Source organism: Odoribacter sp. N15.MGS-14 (assembly GCF_000980245.1).
Lineage (GTDB): Bacteria > Bacteroidota > Bacteroidia > Bacteroidales > Marinifilaceae > Odoribacter > Odoribacter splanchnicus.
Genome location: NZ_LARE01000013.1, coordinates 43,487 through 61,623 on the forward strand (window position 1 = coordinate 43,487; position 18,137 = coordinate 61,623).

At 43.8% G+C, this 18,137-nt stretch carries 12 protein-coding genes; 11 read left to right on the top strand and 1 reads right to left on the bottom strand.

Translation table 11 applies throughout. The features are described 5' to 3' along the window. Positions 1-5 precede the first annotated feature (5 nt). Together WS34_RS04855 and WS34_RS15420 are read left to right on the top strand one after the other, a co-directional pair. Entirely contained in the window at positions 6-2,102 is a 2,097-nt protein-coding gene (locus tag WS34_RS04855; protein ID WP_087381774.1) for a hypothetical protein, read from the top strand. 47 nt (positions 2,103-2,149) lie between these two features. Then, positions 2,150-2,338, top strand: coding sequence for a hypothetical protein (locus tag WS34_RS15420; RefSeq protein ID WP_013611358.1), 189 nt, complete (start codon positions 2,150-2,152; stop codon positions 2,336-2,338). A gap of 1,092 nt (positions 2,339-3,430) precedes the next feature. On the opposite strand, the gene glsA is transcribed toward WS34_RS15420, so the two are convergent. Beyond that, complete coding sequence (gene glsA, locus WS34_RS04865) at positions 3,431-4,264, bottom strand: lyso-glycine lipid O-acyltransferase GlsA (protein WP_013611357.1); 834 nt, start codon at positions 4,262-4,264, stop codon at positions 3,431-3,433. A gap of 240 nt (positions 4,265-4,504) precedes the next feature. On the opposite strand from glsA, the gene WS34_RS04870 reads away from it, so the two are divergent. From WS34_RS04870 to WS34_RS04915, 9 genes are all read left to right on the top strand, one after another. Further along, positions 4,505-6,190 (top strand): tetratricopeptide repeat protein, encoded by a 1,686-nt coding sequence (locus tag WS34_RS04870; protein ID WP_013611356.1) that lies wholly within the window; start codon positions 4,505-4,507, stop codon positions 6,188-6,190. Between the two features lie 324 nt (positions 6,191-6,514). Next, positions 6,515-7,843 carry a KamA family radical SAM protein gene (locus WS34_RS04875; protein ID WP_013611355.1) on the top strand — a complete coding sequence of 443 codons (1,329 nt, stop codon included), beginning with the start codon at positions 6,515-6,517 and terminating at the stop codon, positions 7,841-7,843. A gap of 60 nt (positions 7,844-7,903) precedes the next feature. Beyond that, positions 7,904-8,482: a rubrerythrin gene (gene rbr / locus WS34_RS04880; RefSeq protein ID WP_046403485.1), complete on the top strand. Its 579-nt coding sequence runs from the start codon at positions 7,904-7,906 to the stop codon at positions 8,480-8,482. Between the two features lie 148 nt (positions 8,483-8,630). Next, positions 8,631-10,484, top strand: a complete 1,854-nt coding sequence (locus WS34_RS04885) for an OmpA family protein (protein ID WP_286693632.1) — start codon at positions 8,631-8,633, stop codon at positions 10,482-10,484. 26 nt (positions 10,485-10,510) lie between these two features. Then, complete coding sequence (locus tag WS34_RS04890) at positions 10,511-11,254, top strand: biotin--[acetyl-CoA-carboxylase] ligase (protein WP_046403492.1); 744 nt, start codon at positions 10,511-10,513, stop codon at positions 11,252-11,254. Between the two features lie 542 nt (positions 11,255-11,796). Then, positions 11,797-13,632, top strand: coding sequence for a DNA topoisomerase IV subunit B (locus WS34_RS04900; protein WP_013611351.1), 1,836 nt, complete (start codon positions 11,797-11,799; stop codon positions 13,630-13,632). Positions 13,633-13,833: 201 nt separating this feature from the next. Further along, a complete protein-coding gene (locus WS34_RS04905; protein ID WP_046403510.1) occupies positions 13,834-16,443 on the top strand; it encodes a DNA gyrase/topoisomerase IV subunit A in 2,610 nt (869 codons plus the stop codon). Between the two features lie 10 nt (positions 16,444-16,453). Continuing rightward, positions 16,454-16,912 (top strand): shikimate kinase, encoded by a 459-nt coding sequence (locus WS34_RS04910; protein ID WP_046403512.1) that lies wholly within the window; start codon positions 16,454-16,456, stop codon positions 16,910-16,912. A gap of 283 nt (positions 16,913-17,195) precedes the next feature. Next, a partial coding sequence (locus tag WS34_RS04915) for a tyrosine-type recombinase/integrase (protein ID WP_046403514.1) occupies positions 17,196-18,137 on the top strand: 942 nt, incomplete at its 3' end.

Genomic DNA, 18,137 nt, shown 5'->3' on the forward strand with positions numbered 1-18,137 from the left:
TATGGATGGGATTGTTCGGATTTACATCTTGTACAGACCGACTGGAAGAAGTGGAAGAGCAGTATACCGGAGAAAATGAGGTATGGGTGCGTTTGATTGTTTCCAGACCTTATTCCGGTAAAGAGGTCCGAAGTAAGGCCGGGAATGATCGGGAGACAGAAATAGATGAAATTCAGTTGTTGGTTTTCGAAGAGGGGGGATATAAATACCGGGTTCCGGGCATTTCGATCACAAATTCAGGAACGACCACTTCGTTCAGTGCCCGTTTGCTTGCAACAGATAAAACCTTGGACCTTTATATTGTTGCTAATGCTACAGCAGCAGTATTGGCGAATGAACCTCAGGTCGGTGATACCGAAAACGAGGTACGGACAAAATTACAGCTGGGGTTCCCCCTCGGTGGAAATTTCACTACTTTACCGATGTCCGGACATTACCGGCTGGTTTCAGGGCTGGATGCGAATTACCGGCAAGAAATCAGCGGTGTGAGCATGTTAAGAGCTGTTGCCCGGGTAGATGTGTTGGTCGGTGGGATTACGAATTTTGAATTGACAAGCATACAAGCTTATCGGGTGAATAGCCGGATACAACTCATAGCGAATCAGGATCTTCCTGTTGTTACCGCTCCAAGTATTCCGGTGAATAGCCGGATGGAGGTCAATACCCCGGTCTCGGCAGTAAGTGGTAACCAGGCGGTTTCCGGACTTTATTTGTCGGAATCGGTTTCTCCTGCCGAGTCTGAACGGGTGAACGGGGCTACTTGTGTTGTCGTTGGAGGAAAGTATGCAGGTAGTGGGGAAGTGACCTATTACCGGATTGATTTTGATCCGGACGATACTCAGGGAAGTTTCGGTCAGATATTGAGGAATCATCGTTATGTTTTCACGATACGGAGCGTTGCCGGGCCGGGTTGGCCATCGGCTGATGAAGCGGCCAGTAATCGTTCTGCACAAATTAATCTGGATATACAATCCTGGGACGAGTCGACGACAGACATGTATTTCGATACGGATCATCATTTTGGAGTATCTACACGCGAGGTTGTCCTGGGAAGTAAACAGAATGCAGCGTTGACCGTTCAGGTCGATACAGATCTTTCCGATTATACCTTCCAATGGTCGGATGAACAGGGCAATGTGTCGGGGACAGCTGCACAATCGCTTACCGGTTCGTATTTCAAAGTGGAAAAAACGAATAACGGGAGGCATATCGTGGTCACTGCATTGCAAAGTAATAACAGCGACAGTGATGAACGAAAAGCATATTTTGTGATCAATGCCAGCCGTTGGCGTATATTGATGACTATTCGCCAACAAATTGTGGATATTTCGGGCCGGACGATAAATATGGTTTCGTTCAGAAGCTATTTAGGACATTTAGGAGAAAATTTGTTATTACCCAATATTTCGCCTGAAAGCCGGGGAGCAGGCCTGCAGGGGATTCTGAATAATCCGGCTAACTTCGGTACTGGTGGTACTGTCACTTGTGGAGGCTTTAATTTGCTGTTGACGAATGTATCTGCCAGTAGTATAAACGATGCTGCTTTAGCACTTGCCGATGTTATTTATTTCAATTATGTCAGTAATGGTGATTTAAGGATTGATCTTTCACCCGTCGGCAGATGGTTGAAGGCTTCTGCAAAACGGGTATTGATTTTGTCTTTCGATTCCCAGGGAGTCAATACTCCTATCATGCAGGAATTTCTCGGAAGTACTCCGGATTTGATGCAAACTTCACCGAAAAGCGGTTCATATCCGTTGGCCGGAAAGTCGGCTTCTGATTTTTTTACGGATATGGGGCCCTTTACTGTCACGCCTTATACTCCTGTCGATGCAAATTTCAAATTTCAGAATTATGACGTTACTCATGGAGAAATCGGTCCCGGGAGTGCAGAAGGGATTACCCCTCTATTGAACGGACCGGGCGGTGGCATTGTCTTGGGCGTCGATATGTCTCGCCGGATTATCTATATCGGAGATATCGATATCTTTTCTGCAAATAATAGTAATAGCGGAATTAACAATTCGAAAGGAACCATCAATAGCAATGCGTCGAAACTGATAGCTAATCTGTTTGCCTGGGTCGTCGGGGTCGTTCAGTAAAAAACTTATCGGAACGATAACTTCGGTTTCTAAAGTTCATAAGGCTTATGGAGTTTATAGACCCTATGGCCGTAAAAGAAAAAAACAAAGGGGATATGATGTACTCCGAATCCCGTTTTCTAGGCCATTATCTGTTTGAAAAACCGGATTTCCAGTTGAAAAAAATTACAGGATTCTATATCGATATTTTGGATTATACCGATACGGAACCTTACCCCCCTGTTACTGATCGGTGATATAAAAGAATAGTAGGGGAGAGATTCTGGAATTATTTTCCTATTCTACATATGAAAATCCGGTGACCGCATGAATCGGTCTTAGAAATCGGTTGCTAAAGGTTTGTTGATTTCTTTTCTGTTTATTTACTTTTTTATGTAAAGTATTTAAGAAATACGGTAATTACTTTCGTAGCGTATATGGCGGAAGGATTTAATTCGTAGTTTTATGGTCAGGAAGTTAATCATCTGGATCACTATCGTGCTTCGGAAAATAGGATTTTTTATCTGGTTGTATTTTTATCGGATGAAATAGAAAATTTAGTCTTTTGCTTCGAAAATGTGGCAGTAGATACACTTTCATTTTCCGTTTTTCCAAACTTATGGTAGGTTTATTTTTTCTTTCTATTCCGATTCCGGTTTTTGTGCCGTCCGACCGGTTCGCCTGGACCGGTCCGTTAAGGCTTTCCTTCACTGACCGGCGGAACTCCTCACTCCGTTCGTCAAACACCACCGGTCGGGCGTTCGGAAAACCTAACCGGACCCTCGTTCCTGCTCCAATGGTCTTCCGGCATAAAACCTTGCATCTTCCGTCAGCACTACAGGGCGAAGAAGGAAAGTTTCATTGAATGAAAGGGTAGACTACTCTGACCACAGTACGGATACCTGGGTTACCTGATCAGATTATTCCTATAAAATACCGATTACTGAATTTATCCCGAAGGTAAGGGGTCAGAAAAACAGCTGTTTGATAGAAGTTTATACCTTTCAGGTCACAGTTCGTTTTCCATGCCGTGATAACGTGAGTCGGAGGTGTTCGTGTTCGGGGACCATTGGAGCTCTGTCGGGTGTCGTCTTGCTTTTTCTGAACGCCCGACCGGTGGTGTCTGACGAACGTAGTGAGGAGTTCCGCCGGTCAGTGATAGAAAGGGCTAGACGACCGACAGAAGCGACCGGGTCCCTAAACACGAACACCGAAGACGAATAAGTAACGACAGAATAATTCTACCTTTTTTAATTTGAAACAAACGTAACTTTTCCCGGAAAGTTACTTTGGGTTTCCGGTTTAACGGGTTGGAATGACGGTAAGAGTTCGCATCAGGCAAAAATACTTTACCGGCCTTCTTTCAGCAGATAAACTTTACGTTTGATTTCCTGAGCCCATTCGATCGGTTTTTTGCTTTTATCCAGACTTTCCCATTCGATCGGCTGTCCGATATAGAGCGTGAACGTGCGGTTACGTTGTTTAAACGTTTCATCCGGCAGGTAAAGCATTTCGATGTTGGCTTTCAGGCCGATTTTTTTCCGGAAATTCGCCAGGTTGTAAAAAAAGTTCGAATTTCTTCCATCGATAAAGATCGGGACAATATCCCGTCGATGCTGGATGGCTTTGGATACGAAACTTTTTTGCCATTCCAGGTCTTGGATGATCCCTTGTTGTTTACGGCTGACCAGACCGGCCGGAAACATGATCATCTGACAGTCGGAAGCATAAGCGTCTTCCAATGCAGAAACGGCGTCTTTCGCTTGGGCACCATGCTTGTTGACCGGTAAGAAAATGTTGTTCAGATTCTTTAGGTTTAATAAAAGATCGTTTACCGGAAATTTCAATTCCGGGTAACGTGTACCTAAAAAAGAGATTAAAATAATACCATCGGGTCCACCCAGAGGATGATTGGACACAAAAATATACCGGCCGTCGGGGGAAGGCAGGTTCGCTTCGCCGATCACCTGATAGGAAACATGGAGATATTCCAATATCGCATCGGAGAAGTCCAGCCCTTTCCGGTCACCGTAACGGGTAATAAAATCATTGATATCGTCTTGATGGATCACTTTTTTCAGATAGGAATAAATAAACCCGGGAATCATTTTGGCTACTCCCGGATTTTTGCTTCTGAAAAGTTGTTCGATATAGATCGGTTTTAAACCCTGATTATCTGCCATGAGTATCTTGTTTTAGTCGTAGAGTCGGATTGGTTTATAAACTTTAAGCGACGAAAGAGCAACTTTAAAAACTTTATAAACGAATTATACCTGCAAAGGTATAAATAAAACGGAATTTTTGAAAATCCTTCGTCACCTGCTCCCTTTTAGGGATGAAACTTTCGGTGAGGCTTTCCGTTAAAAGAGTAGGTAAGAGAAAACTGAATTAAAAACTGATAAGTTAAACTAAAAACGAGAAGTATGAAACGTACATTTTTAATGACGGGATTGGCAGTTTTGACACTGGCGTTTTTCATGACCGGATGTAATTCGATGAAAAAATTACAGAAGGAAGTGATCGAAACAGCCGTTGTGGGCTATGTTAATCCGGAACAATTGGAATCTGTGAATGGAGTGGTAAATTTCAATTATACCATCAATTTTGCTCCTAAACAGTTTGATAAAAAGATGATTCTGAAAATTACACCCAAAATTCAGTACGGTAGCCAGATGATGAATTTGCAACCGATGTTTTTACAGGGAGAAAATGTGAAAAACGCCAGTTATCCGGTGGTGAACTATGATAAAGGAACCAGTTTTACTCAGAAAATGTCCTTTAATTTCAAACCGGGAATGGAGGATGGAGTACTCTGGGCAGATATCGAAGCTATGCGCGGTAACAAGTCCTTTATGCTGAGCCCGGTAATCCTGAATAAAAATGGAATCAAAGTTTGGAAACAACCGGCATTCACGCTGGACGGAGTAAATTATGTTCCGGCTATGACCGAGACTTTTGTGAGTGATGTTCCGGCAGAGGCTGTCGGTGTGGTAAGTGGTTATGTGATGTTTCCACTGGGAAAATCTACGATTAGCCAGGCTGAACAAAATTCGCCGGTAATGACTCAGGCGGTGAAAGCCATGGAAAAAGTTTTGGCAGATAAGAATGCCAAAATTACGAATATGTTTATTTATGTATCCAATTCTCCCGAAGGTGCCGAACGTTTGAATAAGAACCTGGCCAATACCCGTTTCCGGTCTGCCAAGAGTTTCTTTGAAAAAGACCTGAAATTGCAGAATACACCGATGGCCCGTAATCCGAAATTTGTAGTTCAGCAAACGGTTACTGAAAACTGGAACGGTTTGTATATGCTTCTTGGAGATTCAAATATTAAGAACAAAGATCAGATTATCAAAGACTTGAAAAGTGCTCCGAATGCCACTGCCCGGAATAAAGTGATCGATTCTTATATCGCTAAAATTCCTGAATTGAAAGAGGTGATCCTTCCGGTCCTTCGCCGTGCCGATTTCTTCGTATTCTACACGGTTCCCACTACTGTACAGGAAGATGTGCAACTGACTTATTTTGTACCTCAGTTGACTGAAAAGACTCCGGCAGTGACCGCTCAGACCAATTGGCAGTTATTGAACGATCTGGCTGTGATGGCTATCAATAATAAAGAATATTCGAAAGCACAGAAAATACTGGAAGCAGCTGTTGCTTTGAAGCAGGATGCTACCGTAAACAATAACCTGGGGGTAATCCATGCACAAATGGGGCATAAACGGGAAGCTGCCCAATATTTCGACAAAGCCAAGATCCGGAAAGAAGCCCGTTATAATATGGGATTGATCCTGATGCAAAACGGAGAATATGCAAAAGCGATTCCCTATCTGAAAGATAAACCCAACATCAACCTGGCTTATGCTCAATTGATGAATAACGACAACCGCGCAGCTTTGGAGACTTTCCGTAAGATTAAAATGCAGAATGCGATGGATTATTATATGCAGGCTGTAGCTGCTGCCAGGATAAAAGATACCAAAGAAATGGCAGTCTCTTTGCAAAAGGCGATCCAGATGCAACCGGACCTGAAAAATTGGGCTGCTACCGATATTTCTTTCTATCCTTACAAAGGAGATCCTGTTTATATGCAGATTGTGAAATAAAATTGTATTTATGTTGTTCTGATAGAGGGGTGTTCGGGAAGCCGGCACCCCTTTTGAGTGGAAAAGAAAAAGAACGACAAGGGAGACCATTTGGAAATTTGAAAAAAATGTCGTAATTTTATAAACTTGATAAAATAGCATTTACTGATTACTGCGGGGTGTCTGTTTCGGATGGGGATTGCTCATCGCGAAGAACGTTCGGACTTTATCGATATTCAGCAGAAAGCTTGTGGCTCTGTTACTTTTCTGGTTAGAGGTACATTATTCTCACTCCCTGGGTGGAGTACTGGTCGATTGTATAATATTTATTTTAAAGGAAGTAGAATGGAACGAACTTATCAGGCTTATGGTCTGACAAATTATCGGAATATTCGTCAAATAACCCGTTTGAATAAGGAAGAATTACAGGCAATTGAGGTGGTTGGAAGGGTGTTACCGTTTAAGACGAATAACTATGTCGTGGAAGAACTGATCGATTGGGAACGGATAGATACAGACCCTATTTTTACCTTGAATTTTCCACGTCGTGAAATGTTATCGAAAAAGCATTTTTCAGTCGTTAGTAAATTATTGGCTCAAGAGGTCGGAAAAGAAGAATTTATAGCAGCAGTTAATGCTGTTCGTCTTGAATTGAATCCTAACCCCGCCGGCCAGGATCACAACGTACCTATGCTGGGGGATATCCGTTTGAAAGGTATACAGCATAAATACCGGGAAACCGTATTGTTTTTTCCGGCTCAGGGACAGACCTGTCATGCCTATTGTAGTTTTTGTTTTCGTTGGCCGCAGTTTTCCGGTATGAATGAGCTGAAGTTCGCAATGAAAGAAACGGATTTGTTATTGAAATATCTGCGGCTGCATCCTCAGGTTACGGACGTATTATTCACCGGAGGGGATCCGATGACCATGAGCGCTTCCTTATTGTCGGCTTATATAGAACCTTTATTACAACCAGGATTAGAGCATATCCGTACGATCAGGATCGGTTCGAAAGCTTTGGCATACTGGCCCTACCGGTTTATTTCCGATGTGGATGCCGCTGAGGTATTGCGTTTATTTGAAAAAGTGACCGCCACCGGTAAAAACTTGTCTTTTCAGGCCCATTTCAATCATCCGGTGGAACTTTCTACGGCAGCTGTATGCGAAGCTATCCGGCGGATCCGGAATACGGGCGCACAGATTCGTACCCAGTCTCCTTTATTGAGACACATCAACGATTCTCCGGAGATCTGGCGGGAGATGTGGCGGAAACAGGTCGACTTGAGTTGTATCCCTTATTATATGTTTGTGGCCCGGGATACCGGGGCTAAGCATTATTTTGAAATTCCTTTAGAGAAATGCTGGGATATTTTCCGTAAGGCTTATAGTCAGGTCAGCGGTATCTGCCGTACGGTGAGAGGACCGAGTATGAGCGACGAGCCGGGCAAAATCCAACTGCTGGGAGTGGCCGAAATCAAGGGAGAGAAAGTGTTTGTCCTGCGTTTTATCCAAGGTCGTAATCCGAAGTGGGTAGATATGCCTTTTTTTGCCGCCTATGATCCGAAAGCGACCTGGTTTAGTGAACTGCGTCCGGCTTTTGGAAAGGATTATTTCTTTTTTGAACATGAATTTCCAACTCGTCCGATGTATGGGGATGGATTTTTATTTGAATAATTTTAAACCTGTTTGTATTTTGAGCGTATAAGATTCAGCTATTCATTAAATATTAATCTTATGGACAAAATGATAAAAGGTACAGAAACAGAAAAGAGTTTGCTGAAAGCCTTTGCCGGAGAATCACAGGCAAAGAACCGTTATACTTTTTTCTCGGAGATTGCAAAGAAAGAAGGGTATGAGCAAATAGCCGGCATATTTTATGAGACCGCTTTACAGGAAGAAATGCATGCCAAACGATTCTTTAGCTACCTTGAAGGAGGAATGCTGGAAATCACAGCCGCTTATCCTGCCGGAGCTTTATTGGATACGTTGGCTAATCTGGCAGAAGCTGCCGACGGCGAACACGACGAGGCTTTCAATTTGTATCCGGCATTCGGGAAAATTGCCGAAGAGGAAGGCTTCAAAAAAGTGGCCGCAACTTTTAAATATGTGACCGAAGTGGAGAAGATGCATGAGCAACGTTACCTGAAATTATTACAAAATATACGGGATAATATGGTCTTTTCCCGCCCGGAAGAAGTCCGCTGGTATTGCCGTAAATGCGGTTATGTACATGTCGGCAAAACTCCTCCCGAAATTTGTCCTTCCTGCCTGCATCCGAAAGGATATTTTGAACTGTTCCCCGATAACTATTAAAAAACGATTCGGTTGTATAAATCCGGCCTGTGTGAGGAATTTTTTCTTTACGCAGGTTTTTTGTTTCGAAGCGGGAGGTGAGGTCTTTAAAAATTTTCCGGTATCTTTGTAAAAATTTGAGCGGATGATAGCGGGAAATGGAACTAAAATGAAAGATAGGTGGAATATCGTTGGTTGTGTGTTATTTTGCTTTGTTGTTTTCGGTGTACAAGCACAACAGCAACATCCGGTAAATAAAAAGGCCTGGGGACTTTTCCAGCAGGCACGGGAGTCTTTTCGCGAAGGAGATAAGGAGAAAGCTTTGGGATTACTTTTGAAAGCAGAGACTTTCGATCAGGGTTTTTCACCCTTGTATCTGTTGAAAGCAGATATATACAACAAAAAAGGAGATAAGATTCAGGAAATCCGTGCTATCGAAACGGCTTTGGCTTTGGATTCTCTGAAAAGTCATCCTTATTATTATTTTATTTTGGCCGAATATTATTTCGATGAAGCCGATTACGGAAAAGCTTTGGCACATTACGGGCGGTATCTGAATTGGGATAAACGCTTGCAGGTAAAGGCAGTGGCGGAGCGGCAGATGGAAAATTGCCGGTTTGCCCTGGAGGCTTTGCGGACCCAAACCCAACAACCTCCCGAAGTGTTTTATGAGGCCGGATGCCCGGTGTATTGGCCGGCATTGGATGTGACCGGACAAACCTTCTTGTTTACCGAACAGGCCGGCGAACAAGAAACGATGTGGATGTTGCAAGGCGACAGACGCTATGCGTTGAATTTTTCCGGTAGAGAAAATTATGGGGCTCCTTCACTGACAGCCGATGGGCGAATGATGTATTTTTCCAGGGAAAACGGCCGGAATAGTTTTGATATTTATGTGGCTTACCGCTTGTCGGATACGTCTTGGTCAGAGCCGGTCAATCTGGGCGCCCCCGTCAATACCGATGGCTGGGAGGCTCAACCGGCGGTATCGGCCGACGGTACACGTTTGTATTTTGCTTCTACCCGTGAGGGAGGGAGAGGGGGAAGCGATATTTGGTTTTCGTATTTGCTAAGGCGGGAGGCGGATGGACGACAGTTGTGGTCACAGCCGCGTTGCCTTTATTTTAATACCGGAGGAGATGAAATGGCCCCTTTCCTGTATTTCGATAATAAAACGTTGTTTTTTGCTTCCGACGGATATGCGGGGATGGGACGGAAAGATATCTATAAAGTGGACGTGGAACAGGTGACCCCACCGCTGAATATCGGTATTACAGTGAATACCCAAAGGGATGAATTCGGGTTTATGGTGGATGCTAGCGGTCAATGGGGATATTTTTCGTCGGATATCAGCGGGAAACGTTGTATTTACCGATATCGGCTAGGAGAAGAGGTGGCTTGTCCGCCTGCCTCTTATTTGAGGCTGTTGACTGTAAATGAAGCCGGTGAGCCGGTAATACCCGATGGGTTGACATTAACAGAAGTGGGGACCGGTGATACCCTGGCTTGTTATGACCGGGTCGATGCCCGGACGGATATGCTGGCTTGTATTCCTGTGAATAAATTATTATGGGTGAGCGCTGTTAAACAGGGCTATTTGTATTATTCGGATACCCTGCAAGTGAAAGAAAATACGAGAGAAAATCCCCAAATCTATACGCTCTGTTTAAGACCGATCCAAAAAGAACAGACATTGGTTCTCAAGGGAATTTTTTTTGATGTCGACGACTATCGGTTACGGCCCGAATCTTATCCGGAATTACGGCAATTGGTCGTGTTTCTTAAACAGAATCCTGAGGTAAAGATCGAGATATCCGGCCATACCGATAATACGGGGAGTGATCAACATAATTATCGGCTGTCGGAAAATCGGGCTTTCGAGGTGTATAAATATTTGTTCTTGAATCATATTCAGAAGGAACGGATGGAATATAAAGGATATGGCAAGGATCGCCCCTTGAGGACTAATGATACGGAAGAGGGGAGAAAGGAGAATAGGAGGACGGAGATTAGGGTAAGGTGAAAAGAGAATAAAATATACGATAGGGTATGAAAAGATATGAAGTGAGTGGGTTCGGGGTAATGGAATATGAGGAGGTTGCTTCGACCAATAGTCTGGCGGAAAAATTGCCGCTGAGTGAATTGAAAGATAAACAGGTGATTTTGACCTGGCGACAGACACAGGGGCGTGGGCAGGCTACGAATCGGTGGGAGAGTGCCCCGGGAAAGAATATTTCAATGACGGTGATTTTCCGTCCGGAGCGTCTGGAGGCAGGAAAACAGTTTGCCGTGTCGATGGTGATCGCTTTGGGGTGTCTCGATTTTTTAAGCCATTATGTCGAGGGGGTGACGGTGAAATGGCCGAACGATGTGTATGTGGGGGAACGGAAGATTTCAGGTATCCTGATCGAACACCGGGTGGCCGGAGCTCATATTCAAAGTTCGTTGTGTGGCATCGGGGTGAATATTAATCAGGAACAATTTTTATCGGACGCCCCTAATCCGGTGTCTTTATTTCAATTACTCGGTCGGGAACTTCCCTTACAGGAGGTTCTGGAAGAGCTGTTGGAATGTATCGGGAAGAGATATGAACAGATTCATCGGTATGCCGAACTGGAAAATGACTTTTTACGGCATATGTACCGGTCTACCGGAATATATGATTTTGAAGATGAACGTGGAATCTTCCGGGCTTCGGTCGGAGGAATCGATGAATATGGCCAGCTGATCCTGAAAGATACGGATGGGCGGGAAAGGGTATATGCATTCAAAGAAGTGAAATATGTCTGCTGATTTCTCCTATACGTTGCGGTCTTGTGTTTTCAGTTGTTATACCGGGTTTATTCCGGAAGGGCTGGGTATGGGCTGATCAATACCTCTCTGACTTTAATCTCACTTTCTTTTCGGATTCTTTCGACCGGGGAAGTCATTTGTTTTCAGGATTGATCCAGTTTATCTATACCTGTCGTTTTTACTTTACCCGTAAGCCTTTCCGAATAAGTATGCGGAAAGATCGGAAGCAGGTTACTTTCTGAAAAATGCTTGGAAAAACCGGAAAAAACCGAAAAACCGGGTAGGGAAATCAGTAAAATTTGATTATTTTTGCATGACAGTCCAAAAAACGGTTTATGCATTGAATACAGCAGGTGCTTTTTTACGGTCGCCGATGTGCCCATTGGGATTGAAAGTCCCGTGAACAAAGCGCCCCTGGCAGTCTTAGGCTTTATATACTTTAAGTGCCGAAAGAGCACTTTGGCAACTTTATGAACCGAATTGAAACAATATGTTTTAGTGCTGAAAGGGATGGACTTAATAAACTTTATAGATAAAATTTGATGGTTGAGAATTATTCGGAAGATTCGATCAGGACGCTGGATTGGCAGGAACACATCCGGTTGCGGCCGGGGATGTATATCGGTAAACTAGGAGACGGTTCGGCGCCTGACGATGGGATTTATATTTTGGTGAAAGAGGTGGTGGATAACTCCATCGACGAATTTGCCATGGGAGCCGGTACAGAGATTACGATTAAGGTAGAAGACCGTAAGGTGAGCGTTCGGGACTTCGGCCGGGGTATTCCTTTAGGCAAACTGGTGGATGCTTCATCTAAAATGAATACCGGAGCAAAATATGATTCGGAAGCTTTCAAAAAATCTGTCGGTTTGAATGGCGTCGGTATTAAAGCGGTGAATGCTTTGTCGGAGAGCTTTGAGATTCAGTCGTTCCGGGATGGCGAGACCAAATATGTGCGTTATTGCCGTGCAAAAATTGTAGAGGAAAGGAAGATCGAACCGACTGACCAGCCGAACGGTACACAGGTAACCTTTTTCGCCGATAAGGACATTTTCGGGAATTACCATTACATTGCCGAATATCTCGAAGCGATGGTGAAGAACTATGTATTTCTGAACACCGGTTTAACCATATTCTTCAATGACCATAAATATTACTCCAAGCGGGGATTGTATGATCTGCTGATGGAAAATATGAGCGGAGAAGGCTTGTATCCGATCATCCATCTGAAAGGTGAGGATATCGAAATGGCTATGACGCACGGACGGCAATATGGGGAAGAATATTACTCGTTTGTCAACGGGCAGCATACCACACAGGGAGGAACCCATTTGAGTGCTTTCCGGGAAGCGGTGGCCAAGACGATCCGGGATTTTTATAAAAAAGATTTCGAAATATCGGATATCCGTACTTCTATTATCGGGGCGATCAGTATAAAAGTACAGGAACCGGTGTTCGAGTCGCAGACGAAGACGAAACTGGGTTCGAAAGATATAAGGCCCGACGGTCCTACCGTACGTAACTTTATCATGGATTTCGTGACCAGGGAATTGGATAATTATTTACACCGGAATCCGGATACAGCCGAATTGTTGTTACGGAAAATTGTCGAGACGGAGAAAGAACGTAAAGCCATGTCCGGTGTGCAGAAGATTGCACGCGAGAGAGCGAAGCAGGTGAGCCTGCACAACCGGAAGTTGCGGGATTGCCGGGTGCACTTCAATTCCAATCACGAACGGAAAAACGAATCTTCGATTTTTATTACAGAGGGAGATTCGGCCAGCGGATCTATTACGAAATCCCGGGATGTGAATACTCAGGCTGTGTTCAGCTTACGCGGTAAACCGCTCAATTCCTACGGGCTGACCAAAGAAATAGTCTACAAAAATGAAGAATTCAATTTATTGCAGGCTGCTTTGAATATTGAAGACGGGTTGGAAGAACTGCGGTACAACAATGTCATTGTGGCCACGGATGCCGATGTCGACGGTATGCATATCCGCTTGTTGTTGCTGACCTTCTTTCTGCAATTTTTCCCCGATCTGGTGAGGGCCGGGCATGTATACATTTTGCAAACTCCTCTGTTCCGGGTCAGGAATAAAAAAGAAACCCGCTATTGTTACTCCGATGCCGAGCGTGAAAATGCCATCCAAAAGTTAGGTCCGAAACCTGAGATTACAAGGTTTAAAGGACTGGGAGAAATTTCTCCGAATGAGTTCGTACATTTTATCGGAAAAGATATTCGTTTGGAACCGGTACGTCTTTCAAAAGGAGATTCGATCGATGAGGTGTTGAGTTATTATATGGGAAAAAATACACCGGAACGTCAGGATTTTATTATCGACAATCTGTATATTGAAAAGGATGAATTAAGGTAATTTTGAAATAGTGTTATGGGCGAGGATATAATTGACATGGATTTGAATATGGAGGGGGGACGTAAAGAAACTGACGAAGAAGGGAAAGAGATAGCGGCCGGGACCGATCGTTCGGCCTCGGAACAGACAGCGCCTTACGAGGCTGAAGCGGCAGGAACAGAACAACACATAGAAGACGACGAGGAAATCCCTCAACTGATCATGGAGCATTCGGGAGAAGAAAGTGGGAAGATTCGTTCTATTCAGCATCTGGACGGGATGTACCAAAAGTGGTTTCTGGACTATGCTTCCTATGTTATTCTCGAACGGGCCGTCCCTTACGTGAACGATGGTTTGAAACCTGTACAGCGACGGATTCTGCACTCTATGCGCGAACTGGATGACGGGCGTTACAATAAGGTTGCCAATATTATCGGTAATACCATGAAGTACCATCCTCATGGAGATGCTTCGATCGGAGATGCGCTGGTGCAACTCGGACAAAAAGATTTATTGATCGATTGTCAGGGAAACTGGGGGAATATTCTGACCGGAGACGGGGCTGCTGCTCCCCGTTATATCGAGGCCCGCTTGTCTAAATTTGCCCTCGAAGTGGTATTTAATCCCAAGACAACGAATTGGAAACCTTCGTATGACGGACGTAATCGTGAGCCCATCACCTTACCTATAAAATTTCCTTTATTGTTGGCTCAGGGAGTCGAAGGGATTGCCGTCGGTCTGGCTTCTAAAATATTACCTCATAATTTCAACGAGCTGATAGATGCCTGTATCGCTCATCTGAAGCACGAAGATTTTGTGTTGTATCCGGATTTTCCTACCGGTGGAATGATCGATGTCAGCAAGTATTGTGACGGTATGCGGGGAGGAAATGTTAAAATCAGAGCGAAAATCGAGAAAGATAATAATAATAGGGCACTAAAGATTACTGAAATACCCTTCGGACGTACGACCTCGAGTTTGATCGACAGCATTATCAAAGCCAATGAGAAAGGAAAGATTAAAATCAAAAAAATCGATGATAATACGGCCCGGGATGTTGAAATATTGATTCAACTGGCCCCTGGAGTCTCTTCCGATAAGACGATCGACGCTTTGTATGCTTTCACCGATTGTGAATTATCGATTTCACCCAATTCTTGTGTCATCGAGGAGGAAAAACCCCGGTTTATGCCGATCTCCGATATTTTGCGGCAGTCGGCAGACGATACGGTTGCCCTATTGAAACTGGAGCTGGAGATCCGTTTGAAAGAATTGCTGGAAGATCTGCATTATGTGTCTCTGGAACGTATCTTTATCGAAGAACGCATCTATAAAGACAAGCAGTTTGAAGAAAGCGAAACCATGGAGTTGGTTATCGCTCATGTACACCGGCGGTTACAGCCTTTCTTACCGGAACTCTACCGGGAGGTGACCGATGACGATGTGAAAAAATTGCTGGAGATCAAGATGAAACGAATCCTGAAGTTTAGCTCTGAAGAAGCCGATCATTATATCCGGAGTCTGAATGAAGAGATTGCTGTGGTGAAACATAATATCGAACACATCATTCCTTATTCTATCGCTTATTATGAACGGATAAAAGCGAAATACGGGAAAGGACGGGAAAGGAAAACGGAAATCCGTAATTTCGAAAATATCGAAGCCGCTAAGGTCGTCATCGCAAATGAAAAGCTTTACATCAACCGGGAAGAAGGTTTTATCGGAACGGCCTTGAAGAAAGACGAGTTTATCTGCGAGTGCTCGGATATGGATGATGTGATTGTCTTTAAGAAAGACGGTACCTATTATGTGACGAAGGTGGCCGATAAGATATTCGTCGGTAAGGATGTTCAATATGTGAATGTTTTCAAAAAGAACGATAAACGTACGATTTATAATGTCGTATACCGGGACGGTAAATATGGGGCTTCTTATGTGAAGCGTTTTAATGTTACCGGTGTGACCCGGGATAAAGTGTATAACCTGACTAAAGGTACCGCCGGATCCCGGATTTTGCATTTTTCTGCCAATCCCAATGGGGAGGCCGAAGTGATTAAAGTTTGCCTGAAACCGAAACCCAGTATAAAGAAACTGGTATTCGAATATGATTTTGCTGCGCTGTCGATCAAAGGGCGTGATTCTCAGGGGAATACACTGACAAAGAACGATGTCCACAAGATCAGTGTCGTGCAAAAAGGTGTATCTACTTTGGGCGGGTGTAAAATCTGGCTGGATGAAGATGTGTTGCGTTTGAATACCGATAGCCGGGGAAAATACCTGGGAGAATTCCAGGGAGAGGACCGGATTCTGGTTGTAAATAAGAATGGTACTTACCATACGACCGATTTTGATCTGAATAATCATTATGACGAAGGATATATCGTTTTTGAAAAGTTCGAGGCCGATAAGGTTTGGTCGGCGGTTTTCTTCGATGCCGAACAGAATTATTATTACCTGAAACGTTTCCGTTTCGAGGATTGTGTGAAACTGAATTCCATCATCGGTGAGGTGGAAGGCTCCCGTTTGATCTGTCTGAGTGACGAGAGACATCCTCGTTTTGAAGTGATATTCGGTGGAAAATATGAAGCCCGGCCTGCCGATGTGATTGTGGCCGACGAATTTATCGGTGAGAAATCATTTAAAGCACGCGGTAAACGGATCACAACCTTCGAGGTGAATGAAATTCGTGAAATAGAACCTTTGCTGAAGGAAGGAGAGGCCGACGAGATCAATACGGATATCGAATTTGAAGTGACTAATCCGGAAGAGATTGCCGGCGACGAACAGATGAAGCTCGATTTTGAAAATACGGATAATCCGGATGAAATATAATGTCGGGACTATGAAGTATTTTTTAGTCGGTTATATGGCCTGCGGGAAGACCCGCAGGGGAAAAGTGATAGCGGAAGAACAGGGGGTCCGGTTTATCGATTTGGATGCTTATATTGTCGAACGTGAAAATAGGAGTATCTCTGAAATTTTTGCTGCGATCGGAGAAGCCGGATTTCGAAGGTTAGAGACTTTTTACTTAAAAGAGGTTTGTGAACTATATCAGGATTTTGTCCTCTCGACAGGGGGAGGAACCCCCTGTTTCAATGATAATATGGCGTATATGAATGCGCAGGGAATCACCTTGTTTCTGAATACGGATACGGATACGATCGTAGAACGGCTGATTCGGGGAAAACATAAACGCCCGATCGTCAGCAAGCTCGAAGACCATGAAATCCGGGATTTTGTCCTCCGGCATTTGAAAGAACGCCTGCCTTTTTATAAGCAAGCCCAAAAAATTATCGTTTAAATAGTAGGTTTATTTTTTTCTATCTATTCCGATTTCGGGTTTTATACCGTCAGACCGTTTCCTGGCGATTAAAGTTAGCCTTTTTTCTCCTTTTCTTTGTTCCCCGGTGACAGCTGAGAAGGTGAGGTTTTTCATTCCCTGGGAAACGATAACTTACCTCTTCTGGTGTCTCGTTTTGATTTTTACTGAATTTTTGATCTTTGAAATACAATATTGGTATAAATAAATCAACTATTGTATTCAGTAATTTTGTACTCTGTATAATTTTAAATCAATGAATTTTATGACTACAGTAAAAATCAAGTTCAGACCTTCCTCGGTGGATGGTAAGGAGGGAATAGTTTATTATCAAGTGATTCATGAACGTGTGGCAAGACAGATCAGTACCTCTTATAAGCTGTTTCCTGCCGAGTGGAATAAACGGCAGTCCAAAATCATCATTACATTGTCTGATGGGAACAGGGGGCGATATTTATGGTTGTTGAATAAAAAAATAACGGAAGACGTCGGCAGATTGGAAAGGATCATCGCGGTTTTACACCGGAAGAGATGCCCTTTTACTGCCGATGAGGTGACTTCTATTTTTAACAGCAAACAGAGTAATCTGTTCTTTTGCGTTTTTATGCAGGAGGTTATAACCGGTTTGAAACGTCTGGGTAAGATACGGACCGGTGAAACCTACCGTTCCGCCCTCAACAGTTTCGGGCGTTTTATGAAGGGAAAGGATGTATGGCTGGACGAGGTGAATGATGACTTGATGCTGGCCTATGAGGCGTGGTTGAAGTCGAAAGAAATTTCCATGAATACGATATCTTTTTATATGCGTATTTTGCGGGCCACCTATAACCGTGCCGTAGAAAAAGGGTTGACCGTCCAGCGTTTTCCATTCAAACATGTTTATACCGGAGTGGAGAAGACTATGAAACGAGCGATTCCTTTACAGGTAATAAAACAGCTTAGGATGATGGATTTGCCGTTTAAACCTACAAAAAGTCAGGCGAGGGATATGTTGCTTTTCAGCTTTTATACCAGAGGTATGTCGATGATTGACATGGCTTTTCTGAAAAAGAAAGACCTTGATAACGGAGTCCTTTCCTATAGACGGAAAAAAACCGGTCAGCAACTTTTTATAAAATGGGAACCATGTATGCAGGAGATTGTGGACCGTTACAATAATCCCGCATCTCCGTATCTTCTCCCTATTATCAACAGACCGGGAATAGAA

What these genes read in the sequence shown, in the direction of transcription:
- WS34_RS04855 (WP_087381774.1), top strand. Translation starts at nt 6, where the DNA reads ATGGGATTGTTCGGATTTACATCTTGTACAGACCGACTGGAAGAAGTG.
- WS34_RS15420 (WP_013611358.1), top strand. Translation starts at nt 2,150, where the DNA reads ATGGAGTTTATAGACCCTATGGCCGTAAAAGAAAAAAACAAAGGGGAT.
- glsA (WP_013611357.1), bottom strand. Translation starts at nt 4,264, where the DNA reads ATGGCAGATAATCAGGGTTTAAAACCGATCTATATCGAACAACTTTTC.
- WS34_RS04870 (WP_013611356.1), top strand. Translation starts at nt 4,505, where the DNA reads ATGAAACGTACATTTTTAATGACGGGATTGGCAGTTTTGACACTGGCG.
- WS34_RS04875 (WP_013611355.1), top strand. Translation starts at nt 6,515, where the DNA reads ATGGAACGAACTTATCAGGCTTATGGTCTGACAAATTATCGGAATATT.
- rbr (WP_046403485.1), top strand. Translation starts at nt 7,904, where the DNA reads ATGGACAAAATGATAAAAGGTACAGAAACAGAAAAGAGTTTGCTGAAA.
- WS34_RS04885 (WP_286693632.1), top strand. Translation starts at nt 8,631, where the DNA reads ATGAAAGATAGGTGGAATATCGTTGGTTGTGTGTTATTTTGCTTTGTT.
- WS34_RS04890 (WP_046403492.1), top strand. Translation starts at nt 10,511, where the DNA reads ATGAAAAGATATGAAGTGAGTGGGTTCGGGGTAATGGAATATGAGGAG.
- WS34_RS04900 (WP_013611351.1), top strand. Translation starts at nt 11,797, where the DNA reads ATGGTTGAGAATTATTCGGAAGATTCGATCAGGACGCTGGATTGGCAG.
- WS34_RS04905 (WP_046403510.1), top strand. Translation starts at nt 13,834, where the DNA reads ATGGAGCATTCGGGAGAAGAAAGTGGGAAGATTCGTTCTATTCAGCAT.
- WS34_RS04910 (WP_046403512.1), top strand. Translation starts at nt 16,454, where the DNA reads ATGAAGTATTTTTTAGTCGGTTATATGGCCTGCGGGAAGACCCGCAGG.